Origin of the sequence: Streptomyces graminofaciens, from assembly GCF_030294945.1 — a bacterium.
Taxonomy (GTDB): Bacteria; Actinomycetota; Actinomycetes; order Streptomycetales; family Streptomycetaceae; genus Streptomyces; species Streptomyces graminofaciens.
The window spans coordinates 2397317-2417443 of sequence record NZ_AP018448.1 but is presented as its reverse complement, the minus strand read 5'-3'; the positions used below and the strand labels follow the sequence as shown (position 1 = coordinate 2417443).

Genomic DNA, 20127 nt, shown 5'->3' with positions numbered 1-20127 from the left:
GGCCCTGACGAGCGTCCCCGACGCAGCAGCCGTCGGCCGCCCACCCGCCGGGAACGAACTCCCTCGCACCACCTTCACCTGCCGGGAGGGCAGGCCCTGCGACGGTGTTAGCTGTACTGTGCTGCCGCTTTGCACCCTTGACGTCAGGGAGGACGGCGGCACTCGCGTGCGGGCCCCGACCGTGGCCTGGAAGATACGGTCGATCACCTGGCGGTGACCCGCCATTGGTCACAACGCCACACAACCGACCGCGTCTCGCTGCCCCCGCGAACAGCGCGGTCATCGGAGGCCACGCGCACGCGGGTCGCTCGTCCCCCAGCCTCAGTCGCACACCTTTCGGTACGGCGCGTCCGGTACGTACGTGGCCCACTCCGCCCTCGTCAGGTCCTCGTTCCCGGCTCGGACGCAGACCTGCTGGATGATGCGGGTGGGATCGACGGTGTAGCGGCGAAGGGGGACGTGGCTGCCAGCGGCGAAGAGCGTGGTGTTGTCGGGGCTGAAGGCGAGTGAGGCGATGGGCTCGGCGGGGGTGGGGAGCGGGCCGCCAAGGGGCTGTTGGGTGGTGGTGTCCCAGAGTTGGAGGGTGCCGGCGTTGCCGCCGACGGCGAGGGTGTGGCCGTCGGGGCTGAGGGCGAGGGCGCTGACCGCCTCGGGAGTGTCGCCGAGGGGGGTCGGGAAGACATTGCCCAGGATGCCGGCGCGGCGGCGCAGGTCGCCGTCCCACAGGGCGACCCGGCCGGTACGGTCGCCCGCGGCCGCGAAGCTGCCGTCGGGGCTGAACGTCAGCGCGGTGATGTGGTCGCCCTGGACGAGGTCGAGCGCGACGCTCCGCCTGGCACCCTTGCGGCCGACCCGGTTGTCCCCGACGACCAGTTCGTCGCGAGGGCTGAGGGTCACCAGTGCGCTGGCGAGACCGGGGGCGGTGAGGGCGCCCAGGCGGCGGCGGTTCACGGTGTCCCACTGCTCGTTGCTCGGTTCGCCGGTGGCCGGGGTCCGGGTGGTGAACAGGGTACGGCCGTCGGGGCTCAGGCCCAGGGCGGTCACCGCCGTGCCGGACTGGGTGCGCGCCAGGTCGAGCGTGCTCTGTTCGCGGTCGCGTGCCAGGTCCCAGATGGTGAACCGCTGGGGCGCGGCCCGTCTGCCGGGTGAGGTGACACCGTAGATGATCTTTCTGCCATCGGGGCTGAACGCCATCTGCGGGACTGTGTCCCCGGGGGCGAGCGGCGCGGCCGTCGCCTTGCTGTGGGCGTAGTCGGCGTCGGGAGCGGCGCGGCCCTCGGCAGGGGCTGAGGGGAGCGGCCGGGGAGGCGGCGGGGGTGGCAGGGTGCGCAGCAGGTGGCCGTTCTCGGTGGCGCGGACTTCGAAGCCGAAGCCGGTGCCAGCGCGTTCGGCGGTGACGAAGACGCGGCCGTCGGGGCTGAGGAGCACCCCGTCCATGGGGTGGTCGCGCCAGGCGGCGGTGACGGTCGTCGACAGGTCGAGAGTGTGGGCCGTGCCGCCTTCCAGATAGCGCAGGACGGGCGGACCGGGGTCCCAGGCGAGGCCGCCGTGCAGATGCTGGTTGCTCAGGGGATGGCGCAGCACGGGCGCGGCCGGGGCTGACAGACGCCACACCCTGACTTCGCCGGCGGAACCGGCCGTCGCCAGGAACGCGCAGTCGCGGCTGAACGACGCATACCGCACCTCGGGGTCCCGGATCTCCGCGACCTGGGCGCCGGAGCGGACGTCCCACACGCGCACGCCGTGCTCGCCGACGACGCCGAACCGGCTGTCGGCCCCGAACGCCACCGCCGACTCGTCGTCACACACCCCGTTGGCCCGCTCCCATGTGCCGTGCACCACGCGACGGTCGTCGACCTCCAGCACCTGCGGCGTCTTCCCGGCGGGGCACACCGCCACCAGTCGGTCGTCGCCGCTGGGCGCCACGTTCGCGGGGGTGGCCCCCCGCGCCTCGAACAGCACCGCGCCGTCCGTGACGGAACGCAGTTGTACGTGGTCGGCGCCGGAACCGGTGTCCGTGCCGACGCCTCCCACGACGTAACTCCGTCCGCTCGCCCCGAAAGCGATCCCCTTGCCGCCCGGCGGGAGCGGCGGGCCCCCCGTCCACCGGCCGGCCCGTATGTTCCACAGACGTACGCCGTCGCTGTCGGTCCCCGAGATCGCGAGGACCCGGGCGTCCGGGCCGGCGGCCAGGACCTCGCCCTCGGGGAGGCGGCCGGAGGCGATGGTGCGGCGGGTGGCGAGGTTCCAGGTCTGCCAGGTGCGGTCGTCGACGCTGAGGAGGGTGCGGCCGGAGTCGGCGAGGAAGCGCTGGGAGCGGTAGCCGGAGGCGGGGTCGCTGAAGGAGTCGGACTCGGGCTGGGCGAGGGAGCCGAGGAGGGCCCGGCGGGTTTCCGGGAGCGGGGCGATGCGCCAGGCGGCGACGCCGAGGAGGAGGGCGGCGCGGGGGTCGGTGGTGCGCAGGCCGTCGGCGACGGCGGCGATACGGCGGGCGGTGTTCTGCGTCTGTTGCCGGCCGTTGTCGTTGTGCTGCTGCCAGGCGGCCAGGCCGGCGACGCACGCCATGGCGAGGACGGTCGAGAGCGCGCCGATCAGGAACCGGGAACGTCGTGTGGAGCGGACGGCGGCCTGGTGTTCCGCCTCGCGGACGTCGAACGCGGTGGTGAGGAAGGCACGTTCGGCCTCGGTGAGCGCGAGGTCGGTGGCATGGCCGGGGAACAGCTCCTCCGTACGAGCCAGGCGGGCGCCCCGGTAGAGGGTGCCAGGGTCGCGGTCGTGCTCCAGCCACGCGCGGGCCGCCTCCGTGAGCTGCCGGTGGTGGCGCAGCCGTTCACGGTCCCGGTCGATCCAGCTGTGCAGTCGGGGCCAGCCGTCGATGAGGGACTCGTGGGCGAGGCGGACGCCGTCCTCGTCGACGGTCAGCAGCCGGGCGCGGGCGAGCCGTTCGACGACCAGGTGCAGATCGGGGTGGCCGCACTCCTCGAGTTCGTCCCGGGTCAGCGGGCGCCCCGTGTCGGCGGTGCCCCGGCCCGGCTCGACCAGCCGTAACAGGAGCTGCCGGGCGGCGGTGGCCTGCGGCGCGGACAGCTGTCCGTACACCTCCTCGGCGCTGGCCGCGATCGCGCCGTTGAGGCCGCCGGCCGCCTCGTACGCGGCTGTGGTCAGCATGCGACCCCGGCGGCGGCGCCAGGTCTCCAGCAGGGCGTGCGACAGCATGGGCAGCGCGCCGGGCCGACCGAGGATCTCCTCGACCACGCTCGTGGCGAGTGACCGCTCGACCAGGAGCCCGGCGGCCTGCGCGGGCCGTACCACCACCTCGCGCAGCTCTTCCGCGGTCATTGGGCCGACCGGCAACCCGGCGTGCCGCAGCGTGGCCGCGAGGTCCGGGTGTTCGGCGCAGCGGGCGTAGAAGTCGGCGCGGACGGCGATGAGGACGCGCAGCCGAGAGTGCGGGTCACGGGCGGTGAGTAGAAGGTCGAGGAAACGGGCCCGTTCCGCCTCGTCCCGGCAGAGCGTGAACACCTCCTCGAACTGGTCGACCACCACCCAGCTCTCCGGCTCGCCCTCGGCGGTGACCAGCAGATGCCCGTACGTCTCGGCCGGCCGAGCGCCCGGGGTGAACACTCGCAACACCGCGTCACGCCCCCGCCGCGCGAGTCTCTCGCGGATCCGGGGGAGGAACCCGGCGCGCAGCAGCGAGGACTTGCCGCTGCCGGAGGCGCCGAAGACGGCCGCGAAGCGGTGTGCGGAGACCAGCTCGCACAGCTCCTCCACCAGCCGGTCGCGGCCGAAGAACAGCGCGTGGTCGTCCAGTTCGAATCGGGCGAGGCCTCGGTAGGGCACCAGTCCGTCCCCACCGTCGTCCACGGGGGCCTCGGTGGATGCCGCCTCCGCTTCCTTCCAGCGCGGTTCCCACTCCCCGGGGTCGCCCCCGCAGGCCTGTACGTACCCCCGGACGACGGCGAGCGAGGGGAGCCGTTCGCCGGCCGCGGCCTGGGAGAGGGTCGTCGCCGAGAAGCCGGCGCCCTCGGCCATCGCCCGGTAGGAGGGGCTACCGGCGGCCCGGCGCAGATCGCGCAGCTCGTGGGCGAGGCGCTGCACGGGACCGGCCGCCGGATCCAGAGGTCTTTCGGGACGCCCCACAGGACTCATCTACTCCCAACACATCGAAGTTTGCTGCCATTTGGCGCGACTGAAAGGCTCAGTGAACGCTTCAGGCGGCGATCAACATACGTATCGCGGTCAACACCCGTAACCCTGACCGCACGAAGTGTGGCGTTGATGACAGCGGCCGTACACGCCGCCGAACAACCCGGGGCCACCATCCCGAGTTGATTGTCCTGATGGAAACAGGTGCCGATCAATTCTCCACTTGCCAGCCTCTGTCCCGCCAGGCCGGATTACCGGCACCCCCCACGCGGAAGCAAGTGGAGAACCGCTGATGTCCCAAGTCACGAAGAAGCCAGTGAAGTCCCGTCTCGGCCGTCTCGGCAGGGCCGCACTCGTCGCGGGCAGCGCCTGCGTCCTTGCCGTAGGCTTCACGGGCAGCGCGCAGGCCGCCGTGCTGTCGCCGCTGCCCGTGAGCACCACGTCGTTCCAGAAGACGTTCCAGCCCCTGTTCGACTACGACTCGGACAGCTGCTTCCCCGTCGCGGCGATCGACAAGAACGGCACCCTCAACGGGGGCCTCGACGACAGCGGCCCGGTCACCGGCCAGTGCCGCTCGGGCCACCTCGGCAAGGCCAACACCTACTCTCGGGTGAAGTGCAACAACGGCTGGTGCGGGATCGTCTACACCCTGTACTTCGAGAAGGACATGAGCTGCGCCGGCTGCACCCCCACCTCGCACCGCCACGACTGGGAGTCCGCGGTGGTATGGATGCCGCAGGGCGCGAGCACGCCCCAGCACGTGTCCGTATCCGCCCACGGCAAGTACACGAAGGCGTCGTTCTCCTCGGTACAGAAGGACGGTGTCCGGCTCAAGGTCGTCTACCACAAGGACGGCGCCTCCACCCACACCTTCCGCTTCGCCAAGTCCGGTGAGGTCCCGGAGGCGTGGGGTGACGGTGGCTGGGACCGCCCCGGCCTGGTCAGCTGGAACAGCTTCCCGGCCGGCAACAACGGCGTGAACCTCCAGAGCAAGATGCAGAACGCCACCTGGGGCGATGCCAACTTCCCACTGAAGGACGGCCGCTTCGTGGAGGAGCTCAAGCGCGCCAAGCCGGAGGGAATCCCCTTCGACCCGACCGGCGCGGGCTGATCCCCCGACCCTGACGGGCACCAGAACCGGCCGGTCCCGACGGCGCTCACCGGCCGTCGGGACCGGCCCATCCCCGACGGCGGCCACACACCCGCCGATACAGCGCGTCCGGCGCACAGATCCGCCACCGCTCCCGCGTCGGCCCGGTGCCGACGCGCCCGCGGGGATATGCCGCCCAGGGCCGTGCCGAGGTCGGCTTGGCGTGCCTCGATGACCGCAAGGCCCGATTTGGTTCTGCGGAGTACAGCTTGTTCCGGTTGCGGACCAAGCTCCTGGTCGCCAACGGCCTCCGGGAGCAGGCGATCGGGGAGGCTCAGGCGCGCCCTGAATCGGACAATTGGTTCGAGGAGCAGAGCTTCGCAAAGCTTCTTTCAGACGCCGGACGTGGAGGAGGCCATCGCGATCCTGGCTCGGGCCATCCCGGAAACGTCCGGCCAGTCGCATCGCCTGGTCGAGCTGGTGGCTGCGGACGAGCACGTTGCAGCAACCGCAGGTACGTGCCGCCTCGTCCGGCGCGCGGTCGGTGGACCGTGTCACCGATCGCCGAGGACGCCAGCGAGGGCAGTCCACTTGCCGTCGAGGTTGCCGTTTGTGCCAGAACAGAAGTAGCGCCGCCCGATCGCCCCGGCGCGTTGCAGAGGACCTGCGGCGCGGCACGGTGACCGACGCGGACCGACTCGGATGGCGGTGAGGTCCAGGGAGTACAGGAAAGGAAGCTCCGTATTCGGGGCCTCCGACGTTGCGAGGGCCGTAATGCCCCTGTCACCACCGTGGCCAGTCGGCAGCCGAGGGATCGCCCGGGAGGGTGGCAGGAACCGGCATGGTCACGGACCGGGTTCTCTCCGGCGCTCGTGCACCGCGTGAAGGGATTCCCCACTTACCGTCATCCGGCTTGTGAATGCTGCGATGGCCGCGCGGCCTGCCCGGTGAAGGTTGCCGCGACCCGCACGGCGGTTTCGCGCAGCCAGATGTGCGCCGCGTCGAGGGTGTGGACCGGGTGCCGCCAAAGCGCTTGGCGGACGGGGACTGCCTCATAGGGCGGCTCGATGATCCGCACGGGTGCGACGCAGCGCAGGCGTTCCGCGAGGAGCTTCTGGACGAGGGCGATGCGGTGGGTGCCGGCGACCAGGAAGGGCGGTGACTGGAAGCTGTCGACGGACACCTCTCCCCTCGGCTCGATGCCGAGCATGCCCAGCTGGCGGACGGCCGGGGCGTCGTAGGTGCGCTGGTATGTCACCCAGGGGAGCCGTGCCAGATCCTTGCGGGTGAGGCTGTCGCCGACCTCGGGTTGTCCTCGGCGACGAGGAAGACCCACCGGTCCTCATGGAGCTCGGTGGCGGGGAAGTTGCTGATGATGCCGTGTGGCATCAGAAGCCCGTCGGTCGTGCTCAGGAGGGTGCCCGCCTTCTCGACGATGCCGGGCGGGGCCTGGGTGAAGCGCAGCCGGATGCGGGGAGCCCTGTGGTGCATGGTGCGGGCGAGTTCGGCCCTGAAGACGGCGACCGCGTAGTCGGAGGCCACCAGGGTGAACTCGTGTTCCTCGCGGGCGGGGTCGAAGTCGGCCTGGCTACGTGATCTGCGGCGTCACTGCCCTCGGACGGGCGCGACGCGTTCCTCGCCACAATGGCCGACCTTGGCATGCATACACTACGTCTCACCTACCGGCCATTGACGCCCTCCCGCTCGCCGCTACGCAGAGTTGCGCGCATCGACGACCTGCCGCCGGGAGATGGACAGGCGACAACAGACCCACGCGCGACAACAGGTACGACGCTCGCGCCCCTGGTCCTCCCGCCACAGTCCCAGTCGGCGGCTCGCACCCGACGGGAACTTTCCGCTGCATCCACGAACCCCACGGAATCCGGGTGCCGGGAGCGCTGCAGTGGTTCGCCTTGCAGCGGCGCGGGGCGGAGAGCATGGTGGAAAAAGCCGGTCACCCCGCCCCGGATCAGGTGAGGCACGACGATGACGTTCCCCGCGTTGCCGAGCCGTCTTTCCCCGGTGCCGGCCGGCCACCTCGTTGACACGACCGCGGCCTTCGCGGTCGCGGACTCCCGCGCCATGGTGATCGGCTGGAGCGTCGGGGCGCAGTCGCTCTGGGGGTATCCTCCGCAGGAAATCCTCGGCAGGCCGCTGACCGATCTCTTCGCCGGAGACGGCCCGGCTCTCCAGGACCGTGCGGGCAGGGCACTGGACGCCGAGGCACGGCTGTACCCGTTGCCGACCGGTGATCAACCGGTCGGCTTCCTCCTGACGGCGGAGCCCCGGACCGAAAGCGGCGCGCCCCCGACGGACGACGAGCTGACGCGGTGGCTGTTCGACCAGCACCCCTCGCAACTGGCGATCTACGACCTCCAGGCGCGGGTGCGGCGGTTCAATCGGGCCGCGTCACGGGTGGTCGGTCTCAGCGAGGACATGGTCCGTGGCCGGATGATGACCGACTTCCTCGAAGGCCCCGCTTACGTACCGGTCTACCGACGGTTGCTGCGGGTGACGCAGACCGCTGAGCCGCAGTCCATGGAAAGCTTCGTCAAGCTCCCCAACGAGCCCAGGGCGCACGCATGGTCACTGGACGTCTTCCCGCTGAGGGACGTTGACGGCCGCCCACGAGCCGTGGGGCTGTCGGTGCTTGACTACTCCGAGCAATATGAGTCCCGCGAGCGGCTGGCGCTGCTGGGCGAGGCCCGGACGCGTATTGGCGAAAGCCTGGATGTGACGGGCACCGCCAGCGAGATCGCGGAGGTCGCCGTTCCGCGCTTCGCGGACGCAGCCATCGTCGAACTGCTGGACCCCGTCTTCCGGGGCGATCTGCCCGGGCCTGTGCCGTCAGGACCGGTCCTGCTGCGCAGGGCGGCCTGCCGCGCGGTGAACGAGACCGATGAAAATGTCCCCGGCCCGAGCAGGGGCACGCTCTACCCGCCATCGTCGCCCATCGCCCACTGCCTCACCACCCACCGCGCGGAACTGCACGACGTCACCTCCTCGGACATCGCCCAGTGGTTCGGCGCGTGGCCGGCCGAAGCAGGCCCTGCCCCGGGGAGGTATTCACTGATCGCGGTACCCGTAGTGGCCCATGGCACCGCCCTCGGCGTGGTCGTCTTCCTTCGTCATTCCGACGCACGGCCGCGGTTCGACCCCGACGACCTCGTCATCACCGAGGACCTGGTCGCCCGCGCCGCGGTCTGCCTGGACAACGCCCGTCGGTTCACCCGTGAAAGCGGGATCGCGCTGACGCTGCAACATCAGCTGCTGCCCCACGGACCGCCGCTGCATCCGGCCGCGGAAATCGCCACGCGCTACCTCCCGGCGGGCGGGGAAGCCGAGGTGGGAGGCGACTGGTTCGACGTGATCCCACTGCCGGGCGCACGGGTCGGCCTGGTCGTCGGGGATGTCGTCGGGCACGGCATCAGCGCCTCCGCCACGATGGGACGGCTGCGCACGGCCGTGCGGACCCTCGCCGACATCGACCTGCCGCCCGACGAACTCCTCACCCACCTTGACGACATCGTGGCCCACTCCGCCGATGGAGAAGACGCCGACGTGACCGAAATGGACCTGGTCTCCGGCGGTATCGAAGGTAGCTGCCTTTACGCCATCTACGACCCGGTGGCCGGCACTTGCACCTTGGCCAGGGCGGGTCACCCGCCGCCCGTGCTGCTCACCCTCGACGGGACCGCGCGGGTCGTCGACGTGCCGGTCGGGCCGCCACTCGGTTTCGGCAGTCTGCCCTTCGAAGCAGTGGACATCAGCGTCCCCGAGGGCAGCCTGCTGGCTCTGTTCACGGACGGGCTCATCGCGTCCCGTGACCAGGACACCGACGAACGGCTCGATGCCGTGTGCCGGGCGCTGGCCGATCGACCGGCGGCCTCACCCGATGAGCAGTGCGACGCGGTGCTCGCGGCACTGTGCACCGACGAGTCCCGCGCCGACGACATCGCGCTGCTCTTCGCACGCACCCGTGTCCTGGACCGGGACCGTGTCGCGTCCTGGAAGTTGCCCGACGCCCCCGAGGCCGTGGCGGAGGTCCGCAGGCAGGTGGGCGAGAGGCTCGCCGAGTGGCGGCTGGAGGCGGCTGCATTCACGACAGAGCTGGTGGTGAGCGAACTGGTCACCAACGCGATCCGGTACGGCACCAGTCCGATTGGTCTGCGGCTGATCAGGGATCGCTCCCTGATCTGTGAAATCTCCGACGGCAGCAGCACCTCGCCCCATCTGCGCCGGGCCCGGCTGAGCGACGAGGGTGGCCGAGGCCTCTTCCTTGTCGCCGAACTCACCCACCGTTGGGGGACCCGATACACCTCGGCCGGCAAGACCATCTGGGCCGAGCAGCTCATCGAGAGCATCTGAGCCGTGTTCCTAGGGTTGGCCTGACGGTGGTTCTTCCGCAACCCTCAACTCACGTGCTTCGTGAGCCGGTGCGCCTCCTCCAGGAGCAGTCGGCCCAAGACCCTCTGGCGGCCGGGACGGAAGCGCGGTTCGATGCCTGTGAGCGTGAGTGCCCAGCCCGGAGCCCCTCGACCGTTGAACCCTCAGCTCACCCCACAGGTGGGCGAGGTCATGCACTTCATGCGGATCTCCAGCCAGCACCACTCCGTGGCCATCGCGCAGGGTCCGCACACCTCCCTGCATCACGTCTACTTCTAGATGCGCGCGGCATCGACGCGTACATGCGCGGCTCCGGCCGCGTGATCCGGGCCGGCCATCGCAGGATCTGAGGCCCCGGGCGGCACATGGCGGGCGACAACACCTTCACGTACTTCCTCGACCCGCAGGGCAACACCGTCGAGTACACGACCGAACTGGAGCTCCTCGACGAGGACACCTGACACCCGCACATCTACGACTTCTCCCAGCCGGAGGTCGCCGACCAGTGGGGCACCGCCAACCCGATGAACGAACTGATCGTCAACGAACCGATCGTCAGTAGGACTCCGTTAGGTCTTCCTGTCGGGCCTGTTCGGGAGCATGTTGGGTGTGTGGACGCACATGAAGTGAACCGTGTACGGGCGGCGTTGGCGTTCTACGTGGCGGATGTGTTCGCGTCGGTACCGCGCAAGGACCAGCGGGCCAAGAGCGACTGCTATCTGCGGGGACTGATGCTTGAGGGCCGCCGTAAGTCGATCCAGGCGATGGCCACGCGGCTGCCGGACGGCAACGAGCAGAACCTGCAGCAGTTCGTGAACCAGTCGACCTGGGATCCGGTGCCGGTGCAGCGGCGGATCTGCGAACGGATGCTGCCGCTGATCGGTCCGGCGGCGTGGGTGATCGACGACGTGTCGGTGCCCAAGGACGGGAGGATGTCGGCCGGGGTGGCCCCGCAGTACTGCGGGGCTCTGGGGAAACGGGCGAACTGCCAGGTCGCGGTCAGCGTCCACGCCGCGAGCGATACCGCCTCCTGCCCGCTGCAGTGGCGGCTGTTCCTGCCCCGGGAATGGGCTGCGGACACCGGCCGCCGGGCCCTCACCCGCGTCCCGCCCGAGGTCACGCACCGCGAGAAGTGGCGCCTGGCCCTGGAGATGCTCGACACACTGGCAGGCTGGGGCATGAACCCACCGGTCGTGGTGGCCGATGCCGCCTACGGAACCAACGCGCACCTGCGGGCCGCCCTTGCCGACCGCCAACTCGCCTACGTCCTGGCCATCCGTTCGGACGTGAGCGCCCACCCCTTCGACGCCGAGCCCGAGGCCCCGGCCCGCAACGGGGATACCGGCTGCTGGCCCCAGCCCCGCTACCGGCACCCCGCGCCCTCGGTGGCAGCCCTTGCCGCCGGCCTTGGGCAGGAGGCGTTCACCTCTGTCACCTGGCGGCTCGGGTCGAGAGGGGAGTTGCGCTCCCGCTTCGCCGCCGTGCGCGTGCGGCCCGCGGGCAAGGCCGTCGAGCGTCCCATCAGGGCTGCGGCCTCAGCTGAACAGGGGTGGTGGGACGGGATCCTGCCCGACTGTTGGCTGCTGGTCGAGTGGCCCGCCGATGCCGAAGCGCCTACCGACTACTGGCTGTCCAACCTGCCGGACGACACCCCGATCGCCGACCTGGTGCGTCTGGCCAAGGTCCGCTGGCGCATCGAGCACGACTACCGCGAACTCAAGCACGGCCTGGGACTTGACCACTTCGAGGGCCGTTCCTGGCCTGGCTGGCACCACCATGTCACCCTCGTGACCGCCGCCCACGCCTTCCTCACCGAACAGCGCCTGGCCCCAAAAGTCCTCGCACCGGTCTCACCCTCTACCAAGTCCTTGACACCCTCCAGGACGTCCTGAGGTGCTGGACCGGCATCTGCACCACCTGTCACCAACCCCTACCCGCCAGGACACACACGACGCCAAGATCAAGACAGACCTAACGGAGTCCTATCAGGGAGTCCTTCAACAACGTCGACCGTGGTTGCTTCGTCGTTCCGCCGGTGTGATCCCGAACCTCCTGGATGTGTTCTTCGAAGGCCGTGGAGTGAAGGCCGCGGAGTCTGGAGTCCCCATGCGTTTCGCCACCTACACACACCTGGGCCGGACCGGGGTTGCCGCGGTCGAGGAGGACGGCAGCCTCAACTCGTCCCGGGCACACGGCCGCTGCAGGAGCTGGTCCGGCTCCGCGACCGCCTCCCCGCACTGCTCGAAGCCGACACTGTCGCCCTCGACACCCCGGCGGAGGTCCTTCTGTCCCAGGTGCGCCTGCTGCCATCACTGGAGCCGCCGACCATCCGGGACTTCGTGATCTTCAAGGAACACCTCGAAGGCGTACGGCGGTCCGTGGATGGTGCCGACGGAGTGGCCGAAGCCTGCTATGAAGCTCCCGTCTTCTACTTCATCAACCCGTACGCGGTCATCGGCCCGTACGACGACGTCCCCGTGCCTCCTGGGTCACATGTCCTCGATTTCGAACTCAAGGTCGCCGCTGTCATCGGCCGCGGTGGTCGCGACCTCACTCCCGAGCAGGCCCGCGAGCACATCATCGGCCACACGATCCTCAACGACTGGTCCGCGCGGGACCTCCGGAACCGCGAGAAGCAGGTACGCCTCGGCTCCTGCCGGGGAAAAGACAACAACACCGTGGTCGTGGGCGTCGATTCGGTTGCACTGCCGGGCGCCCGCCGCCGTACCCGGGAGCGGCCGTGAACGCACTGCCCCGAGGCCGGGCCGTGATCGCCACGACGCCTGCTGTTGACGGTTGAGGCAGCGGACACCTAACCTACAACAGAATCAAGATTCTAAATTTGATGTAAGGTGTCCATGACGGCCAGGAGTATCAACCCGGTGGCCCGATGAGGCCAGGCGGTCAGGCTCAGTGCAGCGCTTCTGCCGCACGTCAGGACCAGGATCGTCCGGCCGCCCCGACCTTTCGCGACCGCCTCACTCGATCCGCAACCCTGCCCCGACAATCGCCGCGTCCCCGGTTCGCCGGGGCGCCAGGAGGCCTCCGTGCGCTTTTCCGCGTTTCTCACCAGCCGGTCGGCAGGTCCGCACGAGGACCGCGCCGTCATGAACGCGATGGTCCAGCACGCCGTCGACGTCGAGCGACTCGGGTTCGACGCGGTGTTCCTGCCGGATCACCACTTCACGGGGTATGCACCGCCGGCCAGCGACCCGATGATGTTCGCGGCCCACCTGGCGGCCAAACTGCCCCGGCTGCACTTCGGCTTCTCGGTGCAGACCATTCCGCTGCACCACCCCGTCCGCTTCGCCGAGCGCCTGAACCTGCTCGACCAGCTCACCGACGGCAAGATCCTCGTCGGAATCGGTAGCGGCACCACGCCCGAGGAGATGATCGGGCTGGGCATCAACTACAAGGACACACCGCGGCTCTCGGTCTCCAACCTCGAGATCGTGCAGCGGCTGTGGGACAAGAAGACGGACGATGACCCGGTCGTCTTCGACAACGGGCACTACAGGGGTTCCGTCGTCTCGCGCATCGTGCCCGCCGCGTACTCCCCGCAGGGACCGCAGCTCATGTCGGTGGCGCTGCGCCCCTCCAGCACGCAGCGCGCCGCAAGCCTCGCACAGCCCGCCTTCATCCCCGCCTTCACTCCGCCTGTGCTCGACGACGGAGCCCCGCTCACACACCTCCGCACGTACTTCGCCGCCTACCGGGAGGCGCTGGAAGCAGCCGGGCATCCGCAGGAGCTGGTGGACCACGCGCTGAGCTGGACCACGCACACTTACCAGCACATCCACGTCGCACCGACCGACGAGCAGGCGGAGGAGGAGTTCCAGCAGATCATCGACCTGTACCAGACGGCGGTCGAACGCGAGCACACCGCCAACAAGGCCGCCGAGAGGCTCAGCGGGGTCGAACTCGGCCCGGTCCACGATGCCCGCAACCCCGGCTGGCAGCGCACCTGGTGCCTGTGGGGCAGCCCTGAGACGGTCGCGGAACATCTCCGCGAAGTCGCCGACGTGGGCATCGGCAACATTCTTGGTGCTTTCCTTGGTGGAACGCTGACGCCGGAGCGTACGGAATGGGGCAAGCGCTCGCTGGAGCTCTTCGCCACCGAGGTCATGCCGAGGTTCCGGTCCCGGTGAGCCGGAACAGCCACCCCCGGGAGGCGGACCCGGACGCGGTGACCGCCGCGCACATCGAGGAGCCGGACGGGCTTCAGACTGATTCCGCCCACAGCAATCCGAACGGAGCCGGCGAGGACCTGCCCGGTCTGCTGACCCGGCTCGACCCTCGGCAGCGTGCCGTGCTGACAGCCGGTGCCACCGGCTGGAGCACGCTGCCCGCCCCGGAGGCCGGGCTGCCCGCGCTGCTCATGGGAGACGGCCCGCTCGGCCTGGTCTCTCCGACCTTCGACGAACGTGAGACTTCGCTGCTGCTGCCGTGCGGTACCGCGCTCGGTGCGACCTGGGACCCCGAGATCGTCCACTCGGTGGCGCTGGCCCAGGGGTCCGAGGCGCTGCGACGGGGCTTCGCCGCGGTCTACGCACCGAACCTCAACCTCGCCCGCACCGGACAGTCGGGCCGCACCTTCGAGATGCTCTCGGAGGACCCGTTGCTCACGGGAGTGCTCGGCAGCGCGTTCGTGGCGGGGCTGCAGAGCCAGGGCGTCGCGTCCTGCCCCAAGCACCTGGTCTGCAACGACACCGAGACCGAACGGCAGCGTATGAGTGTCACGGTCGACGAGGTGACACTGCGCGAGGTGTACCTGCGGCCGTTCGAAATGGTGCTCGGGGCCGGCGCGTGGATGGTGATGGCCGCCTACAACCGCCTCAACGGCGTTCCGTGCACCGCCCATGCCGACCTGATCGCGATCCTCAAGGACGAGTGGGGCTGGGACGGACTGGTCGTCTCGGACTACTTCGCTCTCGGTGAGACCCTGGCACCGGCTCACGCCCGTCTAGACCTGGAAATGCCGGGCCCGGCGATCCACTTCGGCGAACGCCTCGCGGACGCGGTGGCCGCGGGTGAGGTGCCTCAGCGCCACGTGGACGACGCGGTCCTGCGTCTGCTCCGGCTCGCCCGCAGGGTCGGCGCCCTGACCGGCTCCGGCCCCCGTCCGTCGGAGCCCGCCGGGCATGTGAGCGCGGCCGACGCCTCCTCGGTGCTCGTTGCCGCTGCCGCCGCTTCGTTCACGCTGCTGCGCGACGACGCCGAGGCACTGCCCCTGCGCCCCCGGGAGCTGCGCCGCCTGGCCATGCTCGGTCCGAACGCGCAAAAACCCTGCTACCAGGGCGCGACCTTCGGGCGGGTCCGCCCGGCCGGCCGCGCCGTCACACCGTGGGAGGCGGTGCGGGAGAGATTCGGCCCGTTCTGCGACGTCGTGCACGAGCCGGGCGTTCCCCAGACGCGGCCCGAGCCGCTCGGCGGCTACCGGATCACCACGCCGGACGGCCATCCGGGAGTCCTGCTGGAGTACGGCCGGACGGCCGCCGGACCCGATCCCGTACACAGCGAGGTACGGACCGACAGCAGCTTCGTCTGGTTCGGCTCGATACCTGGGGTGGGCGCCACGGCGGAAGCCGGTTATCTGCGGCTCACCACCGTCTTTGTCCCCGAGAGCACGGGCCGGCACGTCTTCGCGGCCGGAGGGTCGGGGGAGACCGTGCTCACGATCGACGGCGAGGAGATCGCACGCCGTGCGGCGCCCGCCCCGGGCGACATCATGGGCCAGGTCGCCCGTGCCGAGATGACGGGGGGAGAGGCGTACCTCACCGCCGGTGTTCCCGTCACGGTCGTGGTGCGGATGGACTCCCCGGGGGCCCGGGTGCAGGCGCTGACCGTCGGATGCCTGCCGCCGCAGCCGCGGAACGCGCTGGAACGCGCGGTCTCGGCCGCGTCGTCGGCCGACGTGACCGTGCTGGTCGTCGGAGACACCCTGGAGACCTCTCGCGAGAGCCGCGATCTCGACGGGTCGGCGCTCCCAGCCGAGCAGGAGCAGCTGATCCGCAGGGTCGCCGAGGTCAATCCCCGCACTGTCGTGGTCCTCAACGCGGGCCGGCCGGTCGACATGCCCTGGGCCGACGACGTCGCCGCCGTGCTCTACGCCTGGCTGCCCGGACAGGAGTTCGGTAGCGCGCTGGCCTCCGTCCTGGCGGGCGACCTCGAACCGGGCGGGCGGCTGCCCGTGACCGTGCCCCGGCGGGACGAGGACCGCTCGACCTGGGGGGAGCGTCTGGACGCCGACCTGGCCCTGGACTACACGGCGGCCGAACCGACCGGCTACCGTCACCTGTGGCGTGCTGGACTCCCCGCCCGCTTCGCGTTCGGCTCCGGCATGGGCTACACGCGGTGGCGGTACGGCAGCGCCCGCCTGGCGGTGACCGGGAACGCGCCCGAGCGGCGGTTCGAGGTCAAGGTCCCGGTCACCAACACCGGGCCGCGGACCGGGCGTGACGTCGTGCAGGTCTATGTGCGTGGGCCGGGTGAGCCCGACATCCGCCTGGCCGGGTTCGCCGGTGTCAGGACAGGGCCGGGGGAGACCGCCGAGGTCATGGTGGCTCTGGAGGAGCGGGCCTTTGCCCGGTGGGACACCGCCTCCGCACAGTGGTCCGTCGCCCCCGGCCGGCACGAGATCCTTGTGGGCAGGTCGTCGACGGACCTCCCGGACCGGATGGCGGTCGATCTGTGACCGCCCGCTTGGAGCACACCGACGACCACGCCCCCGACGCGGTGGCCCGCGGACGCCCCGGGGTGATCCTGCTGATCGCGTGCGCGGCCCAGTTCATCTGCGTACTGGACGTCTCGATCGTCAATGTCGCACTGCCCTCGATGCGTGAGAGCCTCGGGCTCTCACCCGCTGGGCTGCAGTGGGTGGTCAACGGCTACGCCCTGACCTTCGCCGGATTCCTGCTGCTCGGCGGGCGTGCAGCCGACCTCCTGGGAACCAGGCGCGTGTTCCTCGCCGGGTTGACGCTGTTCACGGCTGCCAGCCTGGCGGGCGGCCTGGCCCAGGAGGGCTGGCAGCTGGTGGCGGCGCGTTTCGTCCAGGGCCTGGGCGGAGCGCTGCTCGTCCCCACGACGCTGACCGTGCTGACGACGACCTTTCCCCGACCGCGTGCCAGAGCCCGGGCACTGGCGGTGCTGACGGCCGCCGCAGGGGCGGGCGGCGCGCTTGGCGGTGTCTTCGGCGGCCTGCTCACGGGGCTCCTCGGATGGCGCTGGGTGCTGTTCGTCAACGTGCCTCTGGGAACGGTGCTGTCGCTCGCTGCCGCCGGAGCACTGCACGGATCGGCGCGCAGCGTGCTGCGAGGGCGGTTGGACCTGCCCGGCTCGCTCATGGTGACTCTCGGAACGTCCGCCTTGGTGGCGGCGATCGTGATGTCGGAGGGCCACGGCTGGACCTCGGTGTACCCACTCCTTCTCCTGGGAGCCGCGGCGATGCTGCTGACCGGCTTCCTGCTCTGGGAAAGGCGTGCGAAGCATCCTCTCGTCCCCCCGGCGGTGTTCCGCGTCCGTCCGCTGATGACGGCCAACACCCTGGCGCTCCTCACCAGCGGTGTGATGCCGGCGACCATGTTCTTCGTGTCCCTGCACCTGCAGTACGTGCTGGACATGACTCCCCTGCGGGCCGGTGTGGCCATGCTGCCCGGTGCCGTGGGAGTCGCGCTCGGCGCGGCGGCCGCGTCCCGGCTGATCGCCGTCCTGGGACCTCGCCTGCTGTTCCTGACCGGATCTCTGCTGACCGCCGTGGCGCTGGCCTGGCTGTCCGGGCTGCCCCCGGACGGCGGCTACACGGGGCACGTCGCGGCTCCGCTGTTCCTCTGCATGACAGGGCTCGGCATGGCGGGCCTGCCGCTGACACTCACGGCGGTCGCGGGGGCCGACCGGGCGGGGCTCGCCTCCGGGCTGCTCAACACGTCCAAGCAACTCGGCGGCGCGGTGGGCCTGGCCGCCCTGGTCACGCTGGCGACCACTCGTACGGCCGCCCTCACGGCCGAGGGGAGTACGTCCGCGGACGCGTCCACGACCCAGGGCTTCGGCCTCGCTCTGCTGGTCGCCGCCGGGGCGGTTCTCCTCGCCGGCGTCTGCGGCCTGGCCCTGCCCCGCGCCGCACGAGCGGATCCAGCCCCCTCTACAGCGGTCCCCCCGTCCCACGACACGGCCTGAGCATGTGCTGATCGTGTCCCACCGAGCGGCGACGGCCCGATCGACGGACCGGAGTTCGTTGCTCCGGGCGTTTGCCCCGCCCCCGTAAGGTCACTTCCGGCGTCCCACCGGGGCACTGCGCGTGCCGCGCCCGGCTGAGCGATCGTCGGCGAACCAGGTACGGGACGGCGAAGCTGTTCCGGTGACCTCTGGCCTCTGCCGTCTCGACAGGCTCGCGTGGGGTCCAGGGAACCCGACCGCGCAGGCCGACCACCGACGCGCGCACCCGCACGGCTGTCAGTGAGAGGGCCGGTTCCTGGGTTGCGAGGCGGCGTCGTCTTCGAGGCGCGCGGACACAGGTCGTGGGTGCAGCGGGCCGACCGCCCGCCCTGAGACACCGCGAGCCTTGACAAGGCCTCACAGGCACAGCATCGGGCACTCAAGATGTGACCCACGCCACACTCTCATTTTTATAATCAGAATCTTGAATTTGTTCGTCATGGCGCGCACACTCGCCCGTAACGTGATGCACACGCCAGGGCGGGTCACTTACGGCAGAGGAGCTGAAATGGCTGATCCCATTCCATATCAGATGCTCTCGGCCAGGCGTCGGTTCGCTGCCGCCGATGTGACACCGTTCAGTCGGCACACGCCAGCGGCGAAAACCGAACCCGGTGCGTTACCCGCCGAGTCCGGGGCTGAACGGCTTCCGTGTCCGTCCCACGCACCGCTGGACAGGCGCCCGGCCCGCTGACCTCCGCGCCGATCCCCCTCACCGTCCGGTGCGACCACGTCGTACCGCCGATGCCACGCCATCCGGACGCAGCCGTCCACAACGGTTCTTCCGCGACAACCGCACCTGCACACCACGGTGGCCCCCACGCCGAACCCCGCCGATGCCCCACCGCGCCCTGACAGCAGGGCACGCCTCTTCGTCCATCCGCACCGCCCTCCCGCCGGGGCCGGGCCGCCCATCCGAAAGGCAGCACCAATGAGACCAGCTTCCCGTCCGACCATCGCCGTCGCGCTCGCGGCGGCCGGAGCACTGATGCTGTCCGGCTGTGGGGGCGGAGGTGGCACCAAGGACCAGGCCGCCTCCGTGGCGGCCGCGGCCGCGCCCGCCGACAGCGGCACCGTCACGCTCATAGCCCAGGCCAGCGGGAACAAGCCCGAGCCCCTGGCGGAGGTCATCTCCTCCTTTGAGAAGAAGAACCCCGACATCAAGGTGAAGGCGGAGTACCTGCCAATCGGTACCACCTACGCCAACTCCCTGCGCACCCGGCTCCGCGGTGGCAACCAGCCCGACGTCTTCTACGCCGCGCCCGGCGGCGGAGGGCTGACCTCCCTGCTCAACCTGGCCGATGCCGGACTCACCGCCGACCTGACCCGGCAGTCCTGGACCAAGGGGCTGGTGGACGACAACGCTCGCGAGCTCTTCTACAAGGACGGCCGCCTGTGGGGTGTCCCCTTCGACCGGGTCGTCGTTGCCCAGGTGTACAACGGCGCGGCTCTCAAGGAGAGCGGCATCGAGATCCCCAGAACGATGGACGAACTCATGGCCGCCTGCGAGACGGCGAAGAAGCAGGGCAAGACCATGCTCACCCTGGCCGGTGCCAGCACGGAGAACGCCGGCCTGATGGCCTCCGCCCTCGCCGCCAACTACGTGCTCGCCGACGAGCCGCACTTCAATTCCGAGCGTACCCAGGGCAAGACCTCGTTCGCCGGTAGCAAGGGCTGGCAGAGGACCACCCAGGCGATCGTTGACATGAAGAAGGCCGGGTGCTTCCAGAAGGGCGCCGAGGCGGCGGACATCCCTCAGGCCGCCCCGGCCCTCGTGGAGGGCAAGGCCCTTTCCTTCATCATCCCCACCGGCGCGTTCGGCGCCCTGCGCGGCATCTCGCCGGACCTGAAGCTGGAGGCACACCCGCTGCCCGGCGTCACCGCCGAAGGGACCAACCTCTACTCCTCCCAGTCCGACGCACTGGCCATCTCGGCCAAGGGCGCCAAGAACGGCGCCGCCACCACGTTCCTGAAGTACGTCAGCACTGGCGGCGGCGACAAGGTCTACGCCCAGGTCACGGGTAACCTGCCGCTGAAGGGAACGCTGGACGACCCGGCGCTGGACGGGCTGTCCGGCCTCCTGGCCGACGAGAAGCACATCTTCCCGCTGATCCAGCTGCCATGGCCCAACCCCGAGGTCTACAGCGAACTGGGCAAGGGCGTGCAGGGACTGCTCACTGGCCAGCAGAGTCCCGAGGACGTCCTGAAGGCCATGGACGCCGCCTGGCAGAACTCATGAGACCGGTGCCGGCGGACGAACCCGTCCGCCGGCACCCGTTTCCTCCACCACC

General features: G+C 70.3%; 8 protein-coding genes and 3 pseudogenes. 9 read left to right on the top strand and 2 right to left on the bottom strand.

The window, feature by feature from the left end:
* Positions 1 to 321 precede the first annotated feature (321 nt).
* Complete coding sequence (locus tag SGFS_RS10560) at positions 322 to 4152, bottom strand: nSTAND1 domain-containing NTPase (protein WP_286249543.1); 3831 nt, start codon at positions 4150 to 4152, stop codon at positions 322 to 324.
* Positions 4153 to 4441: 289 nt separating this feature from the next.
* Between SGFS_RS10560 and SGFS_RS10555 the strand changes: the two genes are divergently transcribed.
* Entirely contained in the window at positions 4442 to 5260 is an 819-nt protein-coding gene (locus SGFS_RS10555) for an NPP1 family protein (RefSeq protein WP_286249542.1), read from the top strand.
* Positions 5261 to 6143: 883 nt separating this feature from the next.
* Here SGFS_RS10555 and SGFS_RS10550 read toward each other — a convergent pair.
* Positions 6144 to 6829: pseudogene (locus tag SGFS_RS10550) on the bottom strand (LysR substrate-binding domain-containing protein); the annotation flags it as partial.
* Positions 6830 to 7225: 396 nt separating this feature from the next.
* Here SGFS_RS10550 and SGFS_RS10545 point away from each other — a divergent pair.
* The 8 genes and pseudogenes from SGFS_RS10545 (at position 7226) to SGFS_RS10510 (ending at position 20075) form a co-directional block, all read left to right on the top strand.
* Positions 7226 to 9607, top strand: a complete 2382-nt coding sequence (locus SGFS_RS10545; protein WP_286249541.1) for a SpoIIE family protein phosphatase — start codon at positions 7226 to 7228, stop codon at positions 9605 to 9607.
* Positions 9608 to 9785: 178 nt separating this feature from the next.
* A pseudogene (locus tag SGFS_RS10540) lies at positions 9786 to 10173 on the top strand (VOC family protein); the annotation flags it as partial.
* Positions 10174 to 10236: 63 nt separating this feature from the next.
* Positions 10237 to 11517: an IS701 family transposase gene (locus SGFS_RS10535; RefSeq protein ID WP_286249428.1), complete on the top strand. Its 1281-nt coding sequence runs from the start codon at positions 10237 to 10239 to the stop codon at positions 11515 to 11517.
* 214 nt (positions 11518 to 11731) lie between these two features.
* Positions 11732 to 12294: pseudogene (locus SGFS_RS10530) on the top strand (fumarylacetoacetate hydrolase family protein); the annotation flags it as partial.
* 378 nt (positions 12295 to 12672) lie between these two features.
* Positions 12673 to 13773, top strand: coding sequence for an LLM class flavin-dependent oxidoreductase (locus SGFS_RS10525; protein ID WP_286249540.1), 1101 nt, complete (start codon positions 12673 to 12675; stop codon positions 13771 to 13773).
* On the top strand, positions 13770 to 16319 hold the full coding sequence (locus SGFS_RS10520; RefSeq protein WP_286249539.1) for a glycoside hydrolase family 3 protein: 2550 nt from the start codon (positions 13770 to 13772) through the stop codon (positions 16317 to 16319). The genes SGFS_RS10525 and SGFS_RS10520 overlap by 4 nt, the downstream gene beginning before the upstream one ends.
* Positions 16316 to 17797: an MFS transporter gene (locus SGFS_RS10515; protein WP_286249538.1), complete on the top strand. Its 1482-nt coding sequence runs from the start codon at positions 16316 to 16318 to the stop codon at positions 17795 to 17797. Before SGFS_RS10520 ends, SGFS_RS10515 begins: the two co-directional genes overlap by 4 nt.
* 970 nt (positions 17798 to 18767) lie before the next feature.
* The gene (locus SGFS_RS10510; RefSeq protein ID WP_286249537.1) at positions 18768 to 20075 is read left to right on the top strand and encodes an ABC transporter substrate-binding protein; all 1308 of its coding nucleotides are present in this window, start codon (positions 18768 to 18770) and stop codon (positions 20073 to 20075) included.
* Positions 20076 to 20127: the final 52 nt, after the last annotated feature.